The 21,091-nt window shown below is 45.8% G+C and carries 20 protein-coding genes; 10 read left to right on the forward strand and 10 right to left on the reverse strand.

Annotated elements, in window-relative coordinates:
• Window positions 1-743: 743 nt before the first annotated feature.
• The 3 genes from QUA36_RS03960 to QUA36_RS03970 all read left to right on the forward strand — a co-directional run bounded on the left by QUA36_RS03960 (window position 744) and on the right by QUA36_RS03970 (window position 4,352).
• Entirely contained in the window at window positions 744-1,646 is a 903-nt protein-coding gene (locus QUA36_RS03960) for an MBL fold metallo-hydrolase (RefSeq protein ID WP_333168443.1), read from the forward strand.
• 404 nt (window positions 1,647-2,050) lie between these two features.
• Entirely contained in the window at window positions 2,051-3,265 is a 1,215-nt protein-coding gene (locus QUA36_RS03965) for a bifunctional riboflavin kinase/FAD synthetase (RefSeq protein WP_333168444.1), read from the forward strand.
• A 178-nt stretch (window positions 3,266-3,443) separates the two neighbouring features.
• Window positions 3,444-4,352 carry a MoxR family ATPase gene (locus QUA36_RS03970; RefSeq protein ID WP_333455685.1) on the forward strand — a complete coding sequence of 303 codons (909 nt, stop codon included), beginning with the start codon at window positions 3,444-3,446 and terminating at the stop codon, window positions 4,350-4,352.
• A gap of 165 nt (window positions 4,353-4,517) precedes the next feature.
• Here QUA36_RS03970 and QUA36_RS03975 read toward each other — a convergent pair whose 3' ends face one another.
• From QUA36_RS03975 to QUA36_RS03985, 3 genes are all read right to left on the reverse strand, one after another.
• Window positions 4,518-5,717 (reverse strand): glycosyltransferase, encoded by a 1,200-nt coding sequence (locus QUA36_RS03975; protein WP_333455687.1) that lies wholly within the window; start codon window positions 5,715-5,717, stop codon window positions 4,518-4,520.
• A 28-nt stretch (window positions 5,718-5,745) separates the two neighbouring features.
• On the reverse strand, window positions 5,746-5,904 hold the full coding sequence (locus QUA36_RS03980) for a hypothetical protein (RefSeq protein ID WP_333455688.1): 159 nt from the start codon (window positions 5,902-5,904) through the stop codon (window positions 5,746-5,748).
• A 278-nt stretch (window positions 5,905-6,182) separates the two neighbouring features.
• Window positions 6,183-6,314 (reverse strand): hypothetical protein, encoded by a 132-nt coding sequence (locus QUA36_RS03985; RefSeq protein ID WP_333455690.1) that lies wholly within the window; start codon window positions 6,312-6,314, stop codon window positions 6,183-6,185.
• A gap of 114 nt (window positions 6,315-6,428) precedes the next feature.
• Between QUA36_RS03985 and QUA36_RS03990 the strand changes: the two genes are divergently transcribed.
• Window positions 6,429-6,755, forward strand: a complete 327-nt coding sequence (locus QUA36_RS03990; protein ID WP_333168452.1) for an MgPME-cyclase complex family protein — start codon at window positions 6,429-6,431, stop codon at window positions 6,753-6,755.
• A complete protein-coding gene (locus QUA36_RS03995) occupies window positions 6,752-7,489 on the forward strand; it encodes a hypothetical protein (RefSeq protein WP_333455692.1) in 738 nt (245 codons plus the stop codon). The genes QUA36_RS03990 and QUA36_RS03995 overlap by 4 nt, the downstream gene beginning before the upstream one ends.
• A gap of 67 nt (window positions 7,490-7,556) precedes the next feature.
• Here the strand turns inward: QUA36_RS03995 and QUA36_RS04000 are convergent, their stop codons facing one another.
• The 3 genes from QUA36_RS04000 to QUA36_RS04010 form a co-directional block, all read right to left on the reverse strand.
• Window positions 7,557-9,653 carry a tetratricopeptide repeat protein gene (locus QUA36_RS04000; protein WP_333455694.1) on the reverse strand — a complete coding sequence of 699 codons (2,097 nt, stop codon included), beginning with the start codon at window positions 9,651-9,653 and terminating at the stop codon, window positions 7,557-7,559.
• A gap of 75 nt (window positions 9,654-9,728) precedes the next feature.
• Window positions 9,729-10,667 (reverse strand): Rpn family recombination-promoting nuclease/putative transposase, encoded by a 939-nt coding sequence (locus QUA36_RS04005; RefSeq protein ID WP_333455696.1) that lies wholly within the window; start codon window positions 10,665-10,667, stop codon window positions 9,729-9,731.
• Window positions 10,668-10,822: 155 nt separating this feature from the next.
• Window positions 10,823-11,758, reverse strand: a complete 936-nt coding sequence (locus QUA36_RS04010; protein WP_333455697.1) for an NAD-dependent epimerase/dehydratase family protein — start codon at window positions 11,756-11,758, stop codon at window positions 10,823-10,825.
• A 372-nt stretch (window positions 11,759-12,130) separates the two neighbouring features.
• Between QUA36_RS04010 and dnaG the strand changes: the two genes are divergently transcribed.
• Window positions 12,131-14,149, forward strand: a complete 2,019-nt coding sequence (dnaG, locus tag QUA36_RS04015) for a DNA primase (RefSeq protein ID WP_333168298.1) — start codon at window positions 12,131-12,133, stop codon at window positions 14,147-14,149.
• A 164-nt stretch (window positions 14,150-14,313) separates the two neighbouring features.
• On the opposite strand, the gene QUA36_RS04020 is transcribed toward dnaG, so the two are convergent.
• Window positions 14,314-14,829 (reverse strand): pentapeptide repeat-containing protein, encoded by a 516-nt coding sequence (locus QUA36_RS04020; RefSeq protein WP_333455699.1) that lies wholly within the window; start codon window positions 14,827-14,829, stop codon window positions 14,314-14,316.
• A gap of 14 nt (window positions 14,830-14,843) precedes the next feature.
• On the opposite strand from QUA36_RS04020, the gene QUA36_RS04025 reads away from it, so the two are divergent.
• Window positions 14,844-15,452: a YraN family protein gene (locus QUA36_RS04025; RefSeq protein ID WP_333455701.1), complete on the forward strand. Its 609-nt coding sequence runs from the start codon at window positions 14,844-14,846 to the stop codon at window positions 15,450-15,452.
• Window positions 15,453-15,650: 198 nt separating this feature from the next.
• Here the strand turns inward: QUA36_RS04025 and QUA36_RS04030 are convergent, their stop codons facing one another.
• Window positions 15,651-16,040 carry a hypothetical protein gene (locus QUA36_RS04030; protein ID WP_006632408.1) on the reverse strand — a complete coding sequence of 130 codons (390 nt, stop codon included), beginning with the start codon at window positions 16,038-16,040 and terminating at the stop codon, window positions 15,651-15,653.
• Between the two features lie 148 nt (window positions 16,041-16,188).
• Here QUA36_RS04030 and queA point away from each other — a divergent pair, with 148 nt between their 5' ends.
• The gene (gene queA / locus QUA36_RS04035) at window positions 16,189-17,328 is read left to right on the forward strand and encodes a tRNA preQ1(34) S-adenosylmethionine ribosyltransferase-isomerase QueA (RefSeq protein ID WP_333454371.1); all 1,140 of its coding nucleotides are present in this window, start codon (window positions 16,189-16,191) and stop codon (window positions 17,326-17,328) included.
• 137 nt (window positions 17,329-17,465) lie between these two features.
• On the forward strand, window positions 17,466-18,734 hold the full coding sequence (locus QUA36_RS04040) for a transposase (RefSeq protein WP_333455703.1): 1,269 nt from the start codon (window positions 17,466-17,468) through the stop codon (window positions 18,732-18,734).
• Window positions 18,735-18,760: 26 nt separating this feature from the next.
• On the opposite strand, the gene rpmF is transcribed toward QUA36_RS04040, so the two are convergent.
• Both rpmF and QUA36_RS04050 read right to left on the reverse strand, forming a co-directional pair.
• Entirely contained in the window at window positions 18,761-18,934 is a 174-nt protein-coding gene (rpmF, locus tag QUA36_RS04045) for a 50S ribosomal protein L32 (RefSeq protein WP_006632406.1), read from the reverse strand.
• Between the two features lie 181 nt (window positions 18,935-19,115).
• Window positions 19,116-19,592, reverse strand: a complete 477-nt coding sequence (locus tag QUA36_RS04050) for a TM2 domain-containing protein (protein ID WP_333455705.1) — start codon at window positions 19,590-19,592, stop codon at window positions 19,116-19,118.
• Window positions 19,593-20,010: 418 nt separating this feature from the next.
• Here QUA36_RS04050 and acsF point away from each other — a divergent pair, with 418 nt between their 5' ends.
• Window positions 20,011-21,087, forward strand: a complete 1,077-nt coding sequence (gene acsF / locus QUA36_RS04055; RefSeq protein WP_333455769.1) for a magnesium-protoporphyrin IX monomethyl ester (oxidative) cyclase — start codon at window positions 20,011-20,013, stop codon at window positions 21,085-21,087.
• Window positions 21,088-21,091 lie beyond the last annotated feature (4 nt).

The following is a 21,091-nucleotide window of genomic DNA, read 5'->3' on the forward strand; positions in this document are numbered from 1 at the left end:
TGCTACCCCGATGTCAGATGAGGGTGGGTTCAGCTTGACCGCTAGCGGGACGAACCGCAGCCTCTGGGCGGACCCAGAATCCAGACAGTATTGGTTGATAATTAATAGCAGAAGCATTCTTAAACTGCTAAGATTTTTGAATTAATGGCAGTTGAGTTAATTAAACTGGGTTCTCGTAAAAAGGAGTCCCTGATGCTCATGGGCAGGGGTTCGATGGCGGGAGCATCTCAAGTCGGGTAAATTAACCGTCATTATTGTAGAGGCGCCTTTACGCCCGATCGGCAATATCAGCCAGATATCGGCGCAAAAAAGTCCCGACACCTGCATATTATGGTCGATCGACCGGACTAGATAGCAGGAAAGCCATCATCCGGGTTCAAACCGGTAAACCAGCAAGGCAAACAACCGACCGCGCCATCCGGTTCGGCAAGTGCGGAGGCTGGAAAAACAGCGGCTTTTGACCAAACTCATACACAACGGCGGCCCCAAAGTGTGTCTGCGGAGGTTAGGCTAGTGAAGAGAAGAAAAGAATAGTTACGATCGAGACTTGATTAGTCTACCTTGTAATTTATTGCTCAGTTGTCAAGCCCAACAGTTTTGCATTCTCGCGATGAGCGAGACTCTTGGCACTTCCAACAAGTGGGGAACTCGACCGTCAAAGAGCTTGGGTTTGATGGTAAAGCCCTTAGTAATATGTAAACACCTTATCGATAACTCGCTGGAACAATCTTGCAAGAAAACCCATGTCTAGTATGCAAAACCAATTCACGGTTCACTTCTGGGGCGTTAGAGGTAGCATAGCGTCTCCCGGGGCAGAAACAGTACGTTACGGGGGCAACACGCCCTGTGTAGAAATGCGAGTGGGTGACAATCGCCTAATTTTCGATGGCGGTACTGGATTGCGGGTTTTGGGACAAACTCTCCTGTCCCAGATGCCCGTAAAAGCTCATATGTTTTTTACTCACTCTCACTGGGATCACATTCAAGGATTCCCATTTTTTGTCCCAGCTTTTATTCCTGGGAACTGCTTTCACATCTATGGGGCTATTGCTCCTAATAAGGCTACTATCCAGCAGCGCCTCCACGACCAGATGCTGCACCCGAATTTTCCGGTACCCCTGCAAATTATGGGGGCAGACCTGAAATTTAACGATATAGAAGTGGGCCAACCGCTGGAAATCGGAGATATTAAGGTGGAAACTGCTTTGTTGAACCATCCAGGCGAAGCTATAGGCTACCGCGTAAACTGGCGGGGGTATTCGGCTGCTTACGTGACTGATACCGAACATTTTCCCGATCGTTTAGACGAAAATGTGCTGTATTTAGCTCAAAATGCTGATGTGCTGATCTACGACGCTACTTATACCGATGAGGAGTATTATGCGGAGAAGAGCAGCAAGGTCGGCTGGGGACATTCGACTTGGCAGGAAGCGGTGAAGGTGGCAAAGGCTGCTAATGTCAAAAAGTTGGTGATTTTTCACCACGATCCGCTGCACAATGACGAGTTTTTAGACAGGGTGGGAGAACAAGTGGCTCAAAGGTTCCCGAACAGTTTGATGGCGCGGGAAGGTTTGTCGTTACAATTGCTGCCTCCTGATAACGATTTGTCTGAAGCGTCGGTGCAAGCGCCTCAAGTTCATGTCTGAGGGATGTGAGATTGCCAGATGGTTCTGAAGTCTTGATCTGTGAAATCGGAAATTTAAGCGAGGCCTGACCGAAAGCATCCAGGATACAAGCCCCCGGATTCATTCCTTCGCAGACTCAGGACCCAGAAATAAAAAACCTGTATCCGATAGAGGAGTCCCCGAATTTATCCGTGGGGTCAATGCTTCAATTCTTTAATCGAAAATCGAAAATCGAAAATCGAAAATCGATTGACCTCACTCAAAGACGGATACCGTGCCACGTACTCCTGTCGTGGAAAACCAAAAACTTTAGACCCAAGTTCAACCTTCCAGATTTATCTGTGGAGTAAAATCTAAAATCTAAAATCTAAAATCTAAAATCGACTGGCGATCGCAATCTGGCTAAGTATGTCAAAATTTTAAGCGTGTGGGTAACTTCTTCTTGTACCGCTGCTCTGACTCCAACTTCTGTTGCCTTGGGAAACTTTGATGGTTTGCACCTAGGGCATCGACAAGTCGTGCAGCCAATTTTAAATCGATCGCCTGGGCAAAATTCTGCGACGGTTATTGCGTCGGGGCCACACTTGCGCTCCAACGCTGGCAGAGATGAAAATTTGGAAAGCGAACCTCCGGCGACCTGCGAAAATGACTCAGCAGCACCGCCGGATCGAGCCGACAGCCGCCATAATTTCGAGGGTTTGATAGACCCTAGGGCAGAGGGCAACAGCCTCTCTGGGATCGATTCTGATGGGGGCGATCGACTTTACAGCACTGTGGTGACATTCGATCCCCACCCGCAAGAATTTTTTACGGGTCAACCGAAAAAACTGCTGACGCCTCTGGCAGAAAAGGTAGAATTGCTCGCAGCAATGGGCGTCGAGCAACTTGTGCTGCTGCCGTTCGATCGAGAATTGGCGGCTTTGACTGCTTCTGAGTTTGTCGAGGAAATTCTGGTGCGACAACTAAAAGCGAGTCGAATTAGTGTGGGGGTTGATTTTCGGTTTGGACGGGGACGCGCTGGGACGGCTGTGGATTTGCAGTCGATCGCCTCTGGTTACGGTATTGATGTTGCTCTTGTACCGCTGCATAATTGCGGTGAGGGCGATCGGATCAGCAGTTCTGCAATCCGCGAAGGTCTGGCATCCGGCGACCTCACAAGAGCGAATCAGTTGCTGGGGCGACCTTACAGTTTAGTCGGGACTGTGGTGGGCGGACAGCGGCTGGGCAGGACGATCGGATTTCCTACTGCTAATATCGAACTGCCGCCGGAAAAATTTTTGCCACGTTTTGGCGTGTACGCGGTGCGAGTCTCGGTGAAGCATGGATGGGAAAAGATGAATGAGGAAAGTTCTTCCTATCAGCAGGAAAATCCCAAATCTCTAATTCCCGGCACAGCATCAAATTTATCTTTTGTCAATGGGGTGATGAATGTTGGCTGCCGCCCGACAGTAGACGGCCTACAACCCACTGTGGAAGTTCACCTGTTAGATTGGTCTGGGGATTTGTACGGTAAAACCTTGAGCGCGAGTTTGGTAGAGTTTTTGCGACCCGAACAAAAATTCGCTTCTCTGGAATCTCTCAAAACTCAAATTCAGGCAGATTGCGATATTGCTAGAAGCCTCTTAACTGCTAAAGTCTAATAATTATGTGATCTAGAACAGGCGATCGCTTTTAAAAATGGTGCAAGATGAGTCAGACTAAATTCTAGTTGTACAAATACGAAGTCCGCAAGGCAAAGACTCAAGATTTTGGCAATCTTGATATCTTTTCAACAATTAGCAATTAGCAATTCGCAATTAACAATTAGAAATCAGGGATATGAGACAACATATTGAGCGGCTCAAACAAAATCTAGGCAAAACTATTGTTGGCAAAGCCGATGCTATTCGCTTGGTGTTGGTAGCGGTGCTTTCGGGCGGACACGCGCTGCTGGAAGACGTGCCTGGTGTGGGAAAAACGCTGCTGGCGAAGTCTTTGGCGCGATCGATCGATGGGAAGTTTCAGCGGATTCAGTGCACTCCCGATTTGTTGCCGACGGATGTCACCGGTACTAATATTTGGAATCCGCGCAGCGGAGAGTTTGAGTTTTTGCCAGGACCAGTTTTTGCTAATGTTTTGCTTGCCGATGAAATCAATCGGGCGACGCCGCGAACTCAGTCAGCTTTGCTGGAAGTGATGGAAGAAAAGCAGGTGACAGTAGATGGAGTTTCTCGAAATGTTCCGACGCCGTTTTTTGTGATTGCGACTCAGAACCCGATCGAATATCAAGGCACTTTTCCGCTGCCGGAAGCGCAGATGGATCGGTTTACTTTGTCTTTGACTTTGGGCTATCCCGCTGCGTTGGAAGAGTTGCAAATGTTGGAACGGCTTTCTGATAGTTTTGCTGTTGAAGATTTGCAGCCTTGTATTTCTTTGGAAGAAGTGCAGGAATTGCGCCGTTTGTGCGCTGGTGTGAAGGTGGAAGCCTCTTTGAAACAGTATATTGTAGATTTGGTGCGATCGACACGGGAGGATGAGGAGATTACTCTGGGGGTGAGTCCCCGGGGCGCGGTGGCTTTGCACCGGGCGTCGCAGGCTTTGGCGTTTATGGAGGGCCGGGATTATGCGACTCCTGACGATGTGAAATATTTGGCGCCGCACGTACTTTCTCACCGTTTGATTCCGGCGGGGGGAAGGAGGGCTAAGACTATTGTTGACAAGTTGTTGCGTTCAGTTCCTATTCCTTAAAAAGTTTGTAAGTAGGTTCTTTTATTTAAAGGAACAGGCAAGATGCCTGTTCCACAAACAATTAATTTTCCTGTGGGGAGTAGGGGTTGGGCATTCTGCCTGCCCTTGAAAGACTTATTAATAATGATGCAAGATGTCAGTTAATCAATAGGTTTTGCACCATTCTCAAGCACTCTCAAACAGCGCCACTAATTTTTTTGCTTCTAAATCAACATTGTGTTGTTGAGCTACTCTCTCGGCTCCTATTTGCCCCATTTGTTCTAGCTTTTCTAAAGGTGCTTCCAATACCGCGCGCATCGCTACCGCTAATGCTTCTGCGGAACCGGGAGGAACTAACCAACCGCAAACACCGGGTTCTACGAGTTCCGGGATGCCAGCAACATAAGTGCTAATTACGGGCCGATTGAGAGCGAGGGCTTCCATAATTACGACGGGCAAACCTTCAGCAAAACTAGGCAATACCATTGCCCGTGAAGCTAAAATCTCTTGCTGAACTCGATCGCCACTGGCCCAGCCGGTAATTTCTATATGATTTTGCAGGCCGAGTTGCTGAATCTGCTGTTCAATATCCGATCGCAGCGGCCCGTCTCCTACGAGTACCAACTTAAACTCTAAGCCTTGAACTGCTAACTTGCTAGCAGCTTCTAGCAATAACAAATGACCTTTTTGTTCGCTGAGGCGGCCAATGCAAGCTAAGCGTGGTGCTGCGGGTATGGGGACGTAGGGTGCAGCTAAAAATGCAGCATCTACGCCGCAGTGTATGACGTGAATTTTTGACCAAAAAGTGCGATCGCACCATCGAAAAAGCTGACTTTTACCGAAGGAACTAACTGCTGCTACAAAGGTCGATCGTTTAATTTTTTCGTCTAAGGAAAGAAGAGTCGCTTTATCAAATTCTTCAGGGCCGTGAACCGTGAAACTGTAAGTCGGGCCGCCCAGCACGCGGCACAGCATTGCGACTGTTGTGGAATTTGTCCCGAAGTGAGCGTGAACGTGTGCGATACCCGATTCTGCAAACCAATTTAAAAGAATGCAAGCTTCTGCTAAATAAGCTAGATGCAGCAAAATCCCCCGTTCCGAGTGCCAGCCAACTTTGAACATTAACCGCACAGCTTCGATGAATCGAATTGGTCTAGTTGCGGCAACGCGCAGCAAACCCCACGCTAACCCCTGTACACCAACTCCTAAGATTACTTTAGTCAATTGTTGCTCTAGTTTGTCGGCCTCATCAACGAGTTCTGATTCGCAGGATCGGATCGAAAATCGTGCGACTTTCATGCCGCAATTTTCAACCGCTAGGACTTCTCTGCGGACAAAGCTGTGGCTGACTTTGGGATATTGGTTGACTAAATAAGCGATGTTCATGAACGGGGAGAAAATTTTATGGTAAAACTTAGATTAGTTTAGCCTTTGGCTGCATTCCCTGGGCAACAAATTTAGCTGATTTGTTGAGCTTATTTGAGCAGGGGCGGAGGGCGATCGCTTTTGGTGGGATGGGGGAAGTGACAGCGGGGCGATCGCTATTTGGGTCAGAGCAAATCAATCCACACATTTTACATTTAAATACAATAGTCAGGACAGTTTTTAGGTAGTAGCCACAAACCCTTGATTGTAACGCAGGCAGCTCGATCGCCGAATCGTCATGAAAGCCTTTTTTACGGTTGGCAATCAAAAACTGTCTGAAGTATTTTCATATGCAAACCACTCCCAATCAGGTTTAACAGCCCCCAGATTGTCTCAATAATTGGTAATTATTTAACGTGCAATTCCATCTAATTTCCTATTGTCACCTAAATTTTCCCGAAAATCACCAGCCCGAAAAATAATCGCCTAAATCCCCAAAAAACCAGCAACTCTCGCAACTCTCACAACTCCCCCAACTCTCACCACCAAAGATTTTTCTGAGGCGACTTGCTCTGCATCTACCCAAGATGACAACAAATAAGGTAAAGTAAACGGCACAAGAGTCTAGAACTCTCCAACAACCGCAACTGAGCAAACCCGCCCCTGACCAGCAAAACTGGCAGATACAGGTGGCATTAACCGCTAACCGTCAACCCATAACAACCGAGAAAAATGCAAACCTACTACTACGTTTTAGCCAGCCAACGCTTTTTGCTAGAAGAAGAAGCCCTAGATGAAGTGTTTAAAGAAAGAACTCGCAACTACAACGAACAAGAAAAACAAATAGACTTCTGGCTAGTCAAACAGCCTGCTTTCCTAGAAGCACCGACAATGGCAGAAGTTAAAGCAAAATGCCCTCAGCCAGCCGCCGCTATTATTTCTACCGATCCAGTCTTCATCACCTGGTTGAAACTGCGATTAGAATATGTACTGACAGGTGAATTCCAAGCACCATCATCAACTATTCCAGATGCCCTTGCATCACTACAGACAGCATGAACAAAATAGCAAAATACCAGACAAAAGAACTAACAACAATTAGGGGTAAACTGTACAAATTTATTTTGTCTTTACCCCTATTTTCTTCTACTTCGATAGCCATTTTTGCCTTGACAATTTTATCGAGTTCTGTTAAAGCTCAATCGAGCTGCCAACCGCCCCAGTCCGATGAATATCTACTGTTAATTGTCACCCGAACACCCGAACAGCAAGAAAGAGCAAAACGCTCTTTCCCTGGAAATACTAATAACACAGTTTGTCGGTACATCAATGACACGGTGACGCGAGTTGGTGGCTTTCGCGACTCGCAAATCGCCAGCGATTGGGTTAAATACATCGAAGATGTTGTCGGATTGCAAGCTTACGTAGTACGATCGCCCGCAGTGGCACTACCCCAAAATTTACCAGTCTACAACCCTCAACCAGCACCAGGTTTTGAACCAATCACCAATTCTTCAAGGGGCAATCTTGCCTTCAATCCCCGACCCCTAGGCCCTGGTTATGCAGTGTTAGTAGATTACTTCAACCAACCGGAATTAGCCGCCCAAGTCAGGCAAGTATTAGGCACGCAAGTAGGCTTAGCTTCCTACGGCCAGCGTCCCTTTTTATTCGTCGCTTATACAACGGATCAAAACGCCGCTACTGCAGCAGTAAAAACATTGAGCGATCGAGGTTTTTGGCCGATGTTAGTAGACAGCCGCCGAGTTACCGTAATTGCTCCCGCTGTTCGCTAAAAGATAAAAGTTGGCAAGGAAAATTGCTTCTTGTCAAACAAAGTCCGCTTAAGGGAACTAATAACAATTATTGTTGTTGTTCGGATTCTAGCGGGCTTCTTCCTAGCTGACTTTCTGCCCGCTTTTTTGCTTCGATTGCGGCTCCGTAATCCGGTTTGTAGCGAATTGCTTTGTCATAGGAGGCGATCGCGTCTTCGTATCTTTTTACCGCCACAAGTGCATTGCCACGGCTGTACCAGGCTTCCGAATAGTCAGGCTTGACATAGACGGCTTCATTGTAAGAGACTAGCGCATCTTCGTACCGCTGCAAATTGTACTGAGCATTGCCTCTATTGTACCACGCTTGAGATTCTTTCGGGTTTAAATCTAAGGCTCTGCTGTAACACTGAATTGCTTGTTCGTACTTGCGTAGTTCGTGGTACGACCAACCTAAATTGTACCAGGCTTGATAATAATCAGGTTTTAATTTAACAGCTTTTTCGTAAGCTTCTACCGCTTCTTCATGCCTCCGCATTTTCAGCAAAGCGATGCCTTTACTGTACCAGCCTTGATAAAAATTGGGCTGAAACCGCACGGCTTTTTCGTAGGCTTCAAAAGCTTCTTGGTTTTTGTTTAATTCGAGGAAAACATTGCCTAAATTGTACCAAGCTTCAGAATTATCGAATTTAATTTCAACTGCTTTTTCATAGGATTCTACGGCTCGATCGTACTGTTTTAATTTTTGATAAGCTTGTCCCCGATTGTACCAAGCACCGTACAAATTGGGCTGAAACTGTACCGCTTTTTCGTAGGATGCGATCGCTTCTTCGTACCGCTGCGAATCTAACAGACTATCGCCTCTGCCTTCCCAGGCGGCGGCATAGTCGGGCTGGATTTTCAAAGCGTTATCAAAAGATGCGATCGCCTCTTGAGACTGTTGCAACTTATCCAAAGCATAACCGCGTCCCGTCCAAGCTTCTAAGTATTCCGGCTTTAATTCTATGGCTTGATCATAAGCTGCCTGCGATTCTTGGTATTTTTTTAATTTGTACAAAGTTTTTGCTTTTTCCTGCCAGACTTCCGCGTACTCTGGCCTGAGATTTATTGCTCGATCGTAAGCGGCAAGAGCTTCTTCAAATCGGCTTAAATTGTAAAGAGTATTGCCTCGGTTGTACAGGTCAGTTGCATTGGCAGAATTAAAAGTGTTTACACCATAAATAGATGCTATAATACTGATGCCAATCAAACTCGCGATCGACAATATTTTTAAATACAGTTTTTTTCGGGATTTTACCGACTTATTCGCAGCAGCAACCGGAGGCAATACAGGAACTGTACCGCTGAAAGAATTTTTCAATTCTTTAATAGCTTGCAGCGTTTCGCCTGCACTAGAATAACGTTGCCGAAAATCGTACTTTACCATCTTATCTAAAATGTTTGCAAATTCAGGACTAACGGATGTTTTGTCCTGCCAAATAATTTCCTCTGTATCGGGGTTTTTTGGCATTTGGTGAGGATTTATGCCAGTGAGGAACTGAATTGCGATCGCACCTGCAGCATAAATATCGCTGCTGAGTTTCGGATTGCCGTGAGCTTGTTCGCTGGGCATATAACCGGGAGTTCCGATGCTCACACTTAAGCTATTCTTCGGCTGAGGATTAGTAATTTGAGTAGTGATTTCTTTGACTGCTCCAAAGTCGATTAACACTAACTTATTATCTCGCTCTCGGCGCAGGATATTGCGAGGATTTACATCGCGGTGAATCACATTTTGCTGGTGTACAAAATCTAAGATTTCGAGAAGTTCCTCCAATATACAAATGACTCGATCTTCCTTCATCCCTCCGGCATTTCCCGGAGAAGCGGGCGTAATTTCTTGACTTAAATCGTGACCTTCGATAAATTCTTGAACGAGATAAAACTCTTGATTTTCTTCAAAATAAGCAAAAAGTTGGGGAATGCGATCGTGATTTCCCAACTTGTACAAAACCTGTGCTTCAGTATCGAACAAACGTCGGGCTATCTGTAGAGTTTCCGGATCGGTTGCTTGAGGTTTAAGCTGCTTGACGACACAGAGGTGATTGCCTGGTAGCTGTTTATCTTCAGCTAAATAAGTTTGAGCAAATCCGCCGCCTCCCAAGTGACGGATAATGCTGTAGCGCGTGCTGAGTGTGATTCCAAGCATGAAATTTACCTAATATTTCTTAGTCTGTGAACTACGCACCTTACTTTTATTTAACTGGTAGGGTGCGTTATCAACTTATTGAGAATTAGCTTCCAACCAAGTTGTCAAATCTTCCAAGCTTGAGAAATCCCATAAGGCTGTTACTAAATCATCTAATTGGTCAATCGACAACTGCTGAATGCGGCTTTCAATATCCGGGTTTATTTGACCTAAAAGGCGATTCAGCGAAAGCGTAATCAGTTCTATTTGTGCTTCTTGTCTGCCTTCTTGTCTGCCTTCTTGTCTGCCTTCTTGTCTGCCTTCTTCCCGGCCTACAGCCACTGAACCCTCTTGATCTTGAGCAAAAAACTCTTGCTGTTGTAATATGTTAAATTCCTCCTGTGTCAAACTAACTTGATTGGCAATTTCAAAGGCTTTCTGAATTTCCGGGACTGTGACCATTGTTTGAGGTACTTCATCCAAAGTGCCAGTAGTTTTGATAAAGTAAATCCACTTGTCCGTAAGAGTTTCCAGTCGATCCAATTCTTTCTTAAATTTTGGCAACTCTACAAATACTAACTCAATGTCATTTTGTAGATAATCAGACAAGCGATTTCTTTCTTTGAAGACAAAATGCGAAATCACATCTTGCTCGCCGCGAAACATTTCAAAATCAGTGATAGTCAAAGCAATCACAGGTCGCAATTGCTTGTATAGTTCTCCCCTTGTTAATTGGAGTGCATAGGTTTTTGCTGCATTGTACAAAACTCGCTTGCCAAATGCCTGTACCTTCAAAACTTGCATTTCAATAATCACAAATGTGCCGTCATTAAGTAGCGCTTTGACATCTAAGTAACTATTTTTAGCTCCGGCTACTTGAGGGCCAAGATAAGGATCGAGGATTTCTAAGCTTTTAATGATCGATTCTTCTTCATAGAGTATGGCATTTAAGAAACTAATCAAAATCTCTGTACTTTGGCTGGAGCCAAATATTTTCTTGAATGCAAAATCTATTTTGGGATTGATAAATCTCATGTTATTTTTCTCCTTAGAGATTTGGAATTAACACGGCTGCAAACCTTACTGTGACAGTCTGTTTGGTATGTTTCTTGTTCCCTCCCCTTACTAAGGGGAGGGTTAGGGCGGGTGCTAGATTTTTGCTAGTGAGATGCTCCCACTATAACTTAACTTCAAACGGCTTTCAAAATCTCGTCATCGACTGAAAAATCTATCTCAGCTTTGTCCCGCCCCGAAACTACATAATCATTCTGAAAAGAATCTTTTAGTCCAGAAACTAAGTCAAATTCCGGCTGCCAGTTAAGATCGGTGACAGCTTTATTAACTGAAGCGAAAAAGTGCTGTAATCTCATCGGGAAAGCTTTCTTTTTGCCGAAGTCAAATTGTTTCGGATCGTAGTGTACAATCTTAATAGCATCAGGGGATTTGCCTGCCGCTTGAATGCAGGCGCGGGCTAAACCGTCAAAGGTGACAAATCGATCGCCCGAAACGTTGTAAATTTGCCCGATCGCCCTTTCGTTGCCCAAAACCGCCGCCATTGCTTTAGCCAAATCCTGACAGTGCCCCAACTGCGTGAAGTGCATTCCGTTACCGGGAATCGGAATCGGGCGATCGCGCGCAATGCGATCGAAAAACCAAGCCTCTAAATCGTTATAATTTTGGGGGCCGTAAATGTAAGTTGGGCGAATCGAAGTCCAAGGCAAACCCGATGTGGCCAAGTAATTTTCGGTTTCGCATTTACCCAAATGCCGGCTTTTAGGATCAGTAGCGTCCCCTTCCATATGAGGCATTTGATCCGACTTCAAATAAACCCCCGCAGAGCTCATGTAAACAAAGTGCTGCACCCGCCCTTTAAATATTTCAGCTAAAGGCTTTGTATCGCTGAGTTCGCGGCCATTGTTGTCAAAAACAGCGTCAAACTCGACCGTCGATAACTTTTCTTTTAGTTGTTCGACATTTGTGCGATCGCCCTGAATCTGTTTCACGCCCGCAACCGGTACAGGCTTGTTGCCCCGGTTAAACAACACCACTTCATGCCCTTGTGCTGCTAAAATCTTAGTAAGATAAACCCCGATAAACCGAGTACCGCCCATCATTAAAATTCGCATTATTTTCGATGCTCCTTACAGTTAGTGTAAATATCTTACAATAAAGTTATGCCTTACGGAGAAACCTGGCTTTTTAAGAAAACACATATTAGCAGCGATCAGCCCTGGTACAAAAAACCGGAACGCTTGATTTTTTCTGTGCAATTCCTGAAAGTCAGTTTTGTGCTTTACTAAAGTGCGATCGCTCAAAATAAACATATAGCAAGCCCTAAGACAATTAACACTTTCTCACTTGCTAAAACCCTGGCTTTTCTTCCTTCTTCCTTCTTCCTTCTTCCTTCTTCCTTCTTCCTTCTTCACATCCGTTACATAATCCGTTGCCGAACTTCCTTCTTCCTTCCGCTATACTTTCAAGTTGCCTAAAATAGCCCTATGCAAGTTCCCCGGCTGCATCCAGAAACAATCGAAGAAGTCAAACAAAGAGCCGACATAGTAGACGTTATTTCCGGTCGCGTCGTCTTGCGGAAACGCGGGAAAGAATTCGTAGGTTTGTGTCCCTTTCACGACGAAAAATCTCCCAGCTTTACTGTCAGTCCCGGCAAACAAATGTATTATTGTTTCGGCTGCGGTGCAGGCGGCAATGCTTTTAAGTTTCTCATGGAATTGGAGAAACGCCCTTTCAGCGAAGTAGTATTAGAATTAGCTAAAAATTATCAAGTCCCCGTCAAAACAGTCGAACCCGAACACCGACAAGAATTGCAGCGGCAAATTTCTCTGCGGGAACAACTCTATGAAATCTCAGCACTAACAGCTAACTTTTACGAACACGCTTTGCGACAACCCCAAGGAGAAGAACCCTTAGCATATCTCAAATCAGAGCGCCAGCTAAGCGAAGAAACTATCCAACAATTTCAATTAGGTTATGCACCCCAAGGTTGGGAAGCACTTTACAGTTATTTAGTAGAACAGAAAAACTATCCGGCGCAATTAGTCGAACAAGCTGGATTAATTGTACCCCGAAAAAATGGCGGCAGCGGCTATTACGATCGCTTCCGCAATCGCATTATGATTCCCATACGCGACACCCAAGGCAGAGTCATCGGTTTCGGCGGCAGAGCTCTCGGCGACGAACAGCCGAAATACCTCAATTCTCCCGAAACAGAACTCTTCGATAAAGGCAAGACTTTATTCGCCTTAGATACGGCGAAAACAGCCATTAGCAAAGCCGATCGCGCAGTGGTGGTAGAGGGGTACTTTGATGCGATCGCACTTCAGGCCGCCGGCATCTCCAACGCCGTCGCTTCCCTCGGCACAGCCTTAAGTTTAAACCAAGTGCGGCAGTTATTGCGGTACACCGACTCCAAACAAATTATCCTCAACTTCGACGCCGACAAAGCAGGAACTCAAGCAGCAGAACGCGCTATTGGAGAAATAGAAAAACTCGCTTATCAAGGAGAAGTCCAACTGCGGGTGCTCAACATTCCCGACGGCAAAGATGCCGATGAATATCTCAAAACATACTCCCCAGAACAATATCGAGAATTGCTGGAAAATGCTCCGTTGTGGCTCGACTGGCAACTGCAACAAATGCTTGTCAATCAAGATTTGAAGCAAGCCGATACTTCCCAGCAAGTCACAAAAAAAATTATTAATTTATTAACCAATATCACAGACGACAATCAGCTAGCACATTACCTGCAAAAGTGCGCCGAAATTCTCAGTAAAGGAGATTTTAGACTCACAAAAATGATTGCTGAAAACTTGCTAAACCAAGTAGTTAGCGATTGGGCAAAGCGGCAGAGTCAAGACGAATCTTTGACAATGCCCATGTTAATTAGAAACAAGCTGAAGCCGAACAAACAATATAAAAAGCAGCGTGCAAGCGGCGAAAACAAAAACTTAAAGTCAAGCTTATCTGCCGTAGCCCGCAGTCTTTTAGAAGAAGCAGAAGCGCAATTATTGCAGATTTATTTGCACTGTCCCGAATACCGCCAAGATGTCATAGAAGCAATAGAAGCTAGAGACGTGCAGTTTAGCCTTTCTCACCACAGATTTTTGTGGCACCAGATTGTGAATGCTGAAATATTGCACAAAATGTCTTTACAAGTAGCCCCTTCAGAGTTAATATTGAAATTGCAAGATAGCTTCATTGAATATCCGAATCAACTCAATCAAATCTCGCATTTATTTCACTTAAATGAGTTCTCAGAGAGAAACGTTTATCGCGCACCTCTAGTAATTAGATCTGCCCTCGCCTGTATCGAGCAAATTATCAGCATGAAGCGCCGCCGAATTGCACTCAATATGTGGGAAAAAGCCAAGGCTGCTAGCAGTGGTGAAGAGGCTATAGAATATCACCAACTATTCTGTGCCGAACAAGAATGGCTCAAGGAATTAGAGCGGCTGCGTCAAGTTAATTTTTACGATTTAACATCCGTGCCTTGGGGCTAATACCCTTTTATATTTTATATTTTAGAGTTTAGATTGGGGATGACTCGTTCGAGATAGGTTTGAAGCTTGCCTGGGGTTACATTTTTTTTACTGGTATAAGGAATAAACTCCTTACTACGAACCCGTTTGTAGTAAGGAGTTTATTCCTTTATTCAACGATCCTTTTAATAATCGCAAAAAAGAGTTTCGCGAGTATCTCTACCCGTCACCGGATTAGTACCTTTTGCCACTTTACAAAGTTTTTCTATCATATCGTCTCGCAGCAGTGTCTCTGTAAAATCAGCACCGTCAATGATAGCTCCTTCCAGCCTGGTATTGTAAGCGAAAGCACCCTCAAGGATAGCATTAGTTAAATTCGCTTTCATCATGCGAGCCAAATCTAAAGTTGCACCCGTGAAATTCGCCCCTTCTAAATTTGCTTCTTCCATATTGGCAGCAAAAAAGCTGACACCTCGCAAATCAGCATTAGTAAAATTGCTGTTGCGAAGATTGGCTTTATTAAAGCTGTCGTCAGTCAGAATTTGCCCAGTAAAATCAGCGCCGACTAGGATTTCTTTGTCGTGATCCAAAGCGAAAGCAGGTGCCGGATTAATGCCGAGCGCCCCAGCGGCAATTACTGCTAAAATAACAAAACTCAGCAAGAAAGTATAAATATGTTGGCGAATTCGAGAAATCATCATACAAGTTCAAGCTAATGAGCAGTCGTGACAGTTCAGAATTGAATTCTACCAGAAAGCGCGTCAAGCGTAGCTATCCCGTAGGGAATCGCCCGATCGCGACGGCTGACTCCAATTCCCCCCAATCCCCAAACTCTAGGGATATCGGCACATTGGGAGAAAACTTAGTCGCCGACTGGTTACAGCAGCAAGGCTGGGAAATCTTGCACCGGCAGTGGCACTGTCGCTGGGGAGAGATTGACATCATCGCCCTCGGAAGAGATGAAGAAAGCGAAATCAACAGAGGTAACGAAAATTCCCCATTCCCCATTCCCCATTCCCAAACATTAGCATTTGTAGAGGTAAAAACTCGCCGCCGGGGAAATTGGGATGCTGGTGGAATGCTGGCTGTTACCACCACAAAACAAGCCAAACTTTGGCAAACAGCCGAAATATTTTTAAGCACTCGTCCAGATTTAACAAATAATTCTTGTCGCTTTGATGTCGCCCTAGTCAGGTGCGAACCTTCACAACAAAAAACTAAGCAAATCTTACCACCATTAACAGCAGCGAACTCTCAATCCGCCGTTGCAGGAAACTACCGACTCACCCTGCAAGAATACATTCGCTCCGCTTTTAGCAATTAAAAATATATAATTAAAATTTAGAGGGTAAAATCTCAAAGTAATGCCACTAGGTAATTTTTAATTGTTAACTTGCCTAGGCTGTCGCGCATTTCTCTCTTGAGCTTTAACGGAGCTGAAAAAAGCGTTAAATCTTCTCCCGCTTTCCCCTTCTCTCCCTCTCCTGTTCTGTCATCACAGTTAATTTATATGCGTAGCAATCTAGGCCAGAGTTTCCGGGCAATATCCCAGACCCTTGACAAACTGCTGGCGAAACGCTTCAATTTCTTTGCGGTCAGGGCTGCCGTGACAAACCACTGCCACCTGGTAGCGGCGCATCACGCTCAGTGGCGACTGTCCGGTTTCCAAACTCCACAGCGCCATTTGCAAGCGAATTTCAGGATCGTAAGGAATTCCGAGTTCGTTCATAAAAGCCCGAAAATCCCCGTGCATTTCGGGTGTTAAATATTGGCTCATTTTCACCTTTACCACCCAGCCGTCAATTTGGTGAATAACAGTGATAAATTGCAAGGGAAGATGATGAGCCGTGCGTAGGTAATCCACGACTCTCAGAGTAAGGCTAGTATTGGCGATGTAGTAGAGGTATTCCATAACAATCCTTATGAGCAAAGCTGATGCTACACCTCTATCCTCGCGGGCTATACCCGCCACCACAAGGGGAAAAGCACCCGACTTTGGATGGGGGTTTTTACCCAATTTGTTACCCAGTTGACAGATCGATCGCACAGGAATTCACTCGATGACAGAGATGGACTGGTCTTTGGACGGCTACGACTACGAACTTCCGCCCTCGCGCATTGCCCAAAATCCCGTAGTGCCGAGGGACAGTTCTCGCTTGCTGGCTGTAGATTCTCCCAGCAGCCAGCAACACCGGATTTTTAGGGATTTACCCGATTTGCTGCAACCGGGGGACTTGCTGGTACTCAACAACACCCGCGTGCTGCCAGCGAGGCTCTACGGGCACAAACCCAACGGCCCGGCTGTTGAAATATTGTTGATGGAAGAACGGCAGCACAACTGTTGGCTGGCTTTGGTTAAACCGGGGAAACGCTTAAAGTTGGGAGCAAAAATTGAGTTTGATCCCATCGCCCCTGCCTGTGAGAACTCGACCACAGCTCCTTGCTGTTGCCTTCCCGATGCCACGATGCCCCATCGTCGTCGATTGACTGCAACAGTTATAGAGAGGGACGACGCAACAGGGGGACGGCTGTTGGAGTTTGACATCCCCACAGATGAGAATCTGGCGAAGTTTTTGGACGAATACGGCCACGTACCCCTGCCGCCCTACATCGAAAATTCCCAAGCTTCACCGGAACAGTACCAAACTGTTTATGCCGATAGGCTTGGGGCCGTGGCTGCCCCCACAGCAGGCCTGCACTTCACCGAAGAATTGTTCAGCCGCTTGGAACAGCGGGGAATAGAAAAAACTTTTGTCACCTTACACGTCGGAGTAGGGACATTTCGCCCGGTGGAGGTGACAGACGTGACGGCTCACAAAATGCACGGCGAATGGGTGGAAGTACCCCCCGCCACCGTTGAGAAAATCCGGGAAACTCAAGCCCGAGGCGGGCGGATCATTGCCGTGGGTACAACAGCAGTGCGAGCTTTAGAGGGAGCCGCCGCCGCGAGTGGCGATTTTTCCTTGCAACCTTTTTGTGGCCCGACCAATTTGTTTATCTACCCTGGTTACAAGTGGCGGGTTGTAGAGGGGATGATTACCAATTTCCACTTGCCCCGCTCTACTTTGATGATGATGGTAAGTGCGATGATTGGAAGGCCTCGGCTGTTGGATTTGTACCGAGAGGCGATCGAGCAACAGTACCGCTTTTATTCCTTTGGCGATGCCATGCTGATTTTACCCACAGCAAAAAAGGATTGATCGATCGGGCATCGGGTTCGCCCTATGCCCGGTATTGTAAAACTTCATTGAGTTTATAAGCAATTATAAACAATAATGGTATTATGTTGTAAGTGTTGAATAAGGAATACGCACAGCCTGAAGAACGCAAGTCTCAAATGCAACTAACACAGAGGCACATCATTAAATCAACGGAACACCGTTTCGCCCAAATTGACGAACTAGCTTTCAAGTCCAAAAACCTCTACAATGCCGCCAATTACGTCATTCGTCAGAGCTTTATTTATGGATGGGGTTATGTCAGTTATAACGAAATGAACCGATTGATGAAGTCTCACGAAGCATATAAGGCTTTGCCTGCTAAAGTAAGTCAGCAAATCTTGATGGTGCTAGACAAGAATTGGAAATCGTTTTTTGAAGCCGTTAAAGCTTACAAAGCTGACTCTTCAAAATTCACGGGTAGCCCAAAATTGCCAAAGTACAAAGATAAGACTAAAGGGCGAAACCTTCTCGTTTACACGATTCAAGCAATTAGCAGCAAACAGTTGAAGAAAGGAATCATTAAACTTTCCGGCACTGAACTTTCAATTAAAACCCAACTCAATCCCAACCAGATTTGTCAAGTTAGGCTGGTTCCGAAATGTGATTCCTATGTAATTGAGGTGATTTATGATGAAGCGGAGTCCACCCTTGGCAATGCCAACTCTGTAGCTAGTATTGATTTGGGACTGGACAATTTAGTGGCGTTAACTTCAAATCAACCGGGTTTTACCCCTTTGTTGATCAACGGGCGACCATTGAAATCGATTAACCAGTTCTACAACAAACGCTCTTCACGATTACAATCCCAGTTAAAAGGGAACCGCAAAACGTCACCCCGGATTCAGCGCTTAACTCGTTGTCGCCATCAAAAAGTTGATAATTACTTGCATCATGCTAGTCGCGTGATTGTTGACCATTTGGTAGTGAACCAAATTGGAACGCTGGTCATCGGCAAAAATGCACAGTGGAAAACCGATATCAATCTAGGTAAACAAACCAACCAAAATTTTGTCAGTATTCCTCACTCTCGATTAATTGAGATGTTAGAATACAAAGCTCGCTTGCTGGGAATCACAGTAATTGTGCAGGAAGAATCCTACACGTCCAGAAGTAGCTTTCTGGGTTTAGACCCAATTCCTGTTTACGGGAAAACAGAAAAAGAGCCGATGTTTACTGGTAAGCGTATCAAGCGAGGTTTGTACAAAACATCGACTGGTCAGTTAATTAATTCTGATATCAACGCTTCGTACAACATCCTAAGAAAAGCAATCCCAAATGCGTTCAGCAATGGGATAGGGAGCTGCGTAGTTCAGCCGAGGCGGGTCAATCCGCTCAAAGTAAAAGTGAATGGGGAGGGACTTGAAGCCTCCCATGCCTATAAATGACTATACTTTTACCAGCTATTCCGTTTCTATTCTTCCTCCTCTTCTTCATTGCCGGGATACACAAAGCTGTTGGAACGCCCAGTCAGAACAGATTTGCCCAGAGACAGAGCTTTCTGAGCTGCCACGACAGCTTTGCGCTTCCATGTGGCCTTACGCATATTCTTCTTGGATTTGGAGGTTTTCTTCTTAGGGACTGCCATGACGCTAAATAGTTTTTGCTTGCTTATATAGACAAACAAACATTCTAGCCGATTTTGTCGGCAATGCTTACTCGAAAAACCGCAACAACTGCTGGGCTAGCAATATCAAGTAGTAGGGTGCGGAGCGCGATTAGCTTCTGGAAAAATAGACAAAATCCCCTAGGTAACGCACCCGCAGCAGCTAAAGTTCGTGAAAGTGGTAGAGCACGACGCCAGTTACGGCATCGTTCTCGATACTCACATAACCCGTTTTGAGCATTGCCGTGAAAGCCTCTTCCACTTCGGCAAAAGTAGCGCCGGTTGCCATCACCCCCTGGGTGACAGATAATCTTCCGTTCTTGGTATAAGCTGCCTTCAGGAGTTTAACCCCTAACTGGTCTGGAGTTGGCTTGGGATATGTCGCGGCGATCGCCCCGCTGCTGGGATATAGCGGTATACCTTCGCGAGACACGCCAAGTTTGCCCCTGAGACTGGCATTGTGTTCATCCACCATGTTCGGCAGCAGCAGCAAGTCAAAGAATTGCCCAAACCCAAACAAACCAAAGGTAAACAGCCACAGCAAACCCGTACCAATCTTGCCGTTGTAGAGGCGGTGGAGTCCGAATGGGCCGAAAAAACAAGCTGCCCATAAAAGGTAACTAACACCTAAATTGCTCATTTTCTGACCGTCCTGCCTGATTATTCTAAGAATTGGAGTCCCTCTATACATTTTGTACTTTCTATGTCGTGTTTAAACAGCTTGACACCAGCAGATATTTGTGAATAGTCCGAAATTATTGGTTATTTACTACCAATTCCCAAATTCCCCATGCCCCATGCCCCATGCCCCATGCCCCATGCCCCATTCCCAGTGAGTAATTTTGCGTAGCAATTCTTAACGCCAGCAACATATTTGCGCGGGCGAGAGCTTGGTAAACTGGAGGGCGTGGAAATTACAGCAGCTTAGACCGGGATTCCACACGGAGCGCGAAACCAAGCGCACCGCCAGCGCTGGCCGGACATACACGAGCGCGATCGCCCGCAGTACCCGACAATGGAAACAAGCGAGTAGTTATAAGCAGAAATCCAATAAACATATGGTAGATTCCCTCAAAAAACCCACTTTTGAAGAACTGCGGCCGGGAGTGAAAGCCCCAGCCAAAGAAACTATTCTCACGCCGAGATTTTACACAACAGATTTTGACGAGATGGCCAAAATGGACATCTCGGTAAATGAAGCCGAACTAGAAGCAATTATCCAAGAGTTCCGCGTTGACTACAACAAAAACCACTTCGTGCGGGATGCCGAGTTCGATCAATCTTGGGAACACATCGACGGCGAAAAGCGCCAGTTGTTCATTGAATTCCTGGAACGTTCCTGCACCGCTGAGTTTTCTGGGTTCTTGCTTTACAAAGAATTGGGACGCAGGCTCAAAGGAAAAAATCCCGTGCTAGCCGAGGGTTTCAACCTGATGTCGCGCGACGAAGCGCGGCACGCCGGATTCCTCAACAAAGCTCTCTCGGACTTTAATTTGTCCCTGGATTTGGGTTTCTTGACAAAGAGCCGCAGTTACACATTCTTTAAGCCGAAGTTTATTTTCTACGCGACTTACTTGTCGGAAAAAATCGGTTATTGGCGCTACATCACGATTTATCAGCACTTAAAAGCCCATCCTGAAGACCAGATTTATCCGATTTTCCGATTCTTTGAAAATTGGTGCCAGGATGAAAACCGCCACGGAGATTTCTTCGATGCGGTGATGAGAGCTCAGCCTCAGATGTTGAACGATTGGCGCGCTAAGCTTTGGTGCCGTTTCTTCTTGCTGTCAGTGTTCGCGACAATGTATCTCAATGATATCCAGCGCGGTGGTTTTTATCGATCGCTCGGTCTCGATGCTCGCGAATACGACATTGAAGTCATCAAAAAGACCAACGAAACAGCAGGTCGCGTATTCCCCGTCATGCTTGACGTGAACAATCCAGAATTTTATGAACGGTTGGATGTTTGCCTCAAGAACAATCAGCAGTTGACTGCAATTGTTGCTTCTAATACTCCGAAATTCTTGCAGTTCTTCCAAAAATTGCCTTTGTATCTGTCGAACGGCTGGCAATTAGTCAAGCTGTACTTCATGAAAACAATTGAATCACCTTCAGTACAGGGCGCTGTGCGTTAAGTTT

This window comes from Microcoleus sp. Pol10D4, from assembly GCF_036701555.1.
In the GTDB taxonomy this organism is placed as follows: Bacteria; Cyanobacteriota; Cyanobacteriia; order Cyanobacteriales; family Microcoleaceae; genus Microcoleus.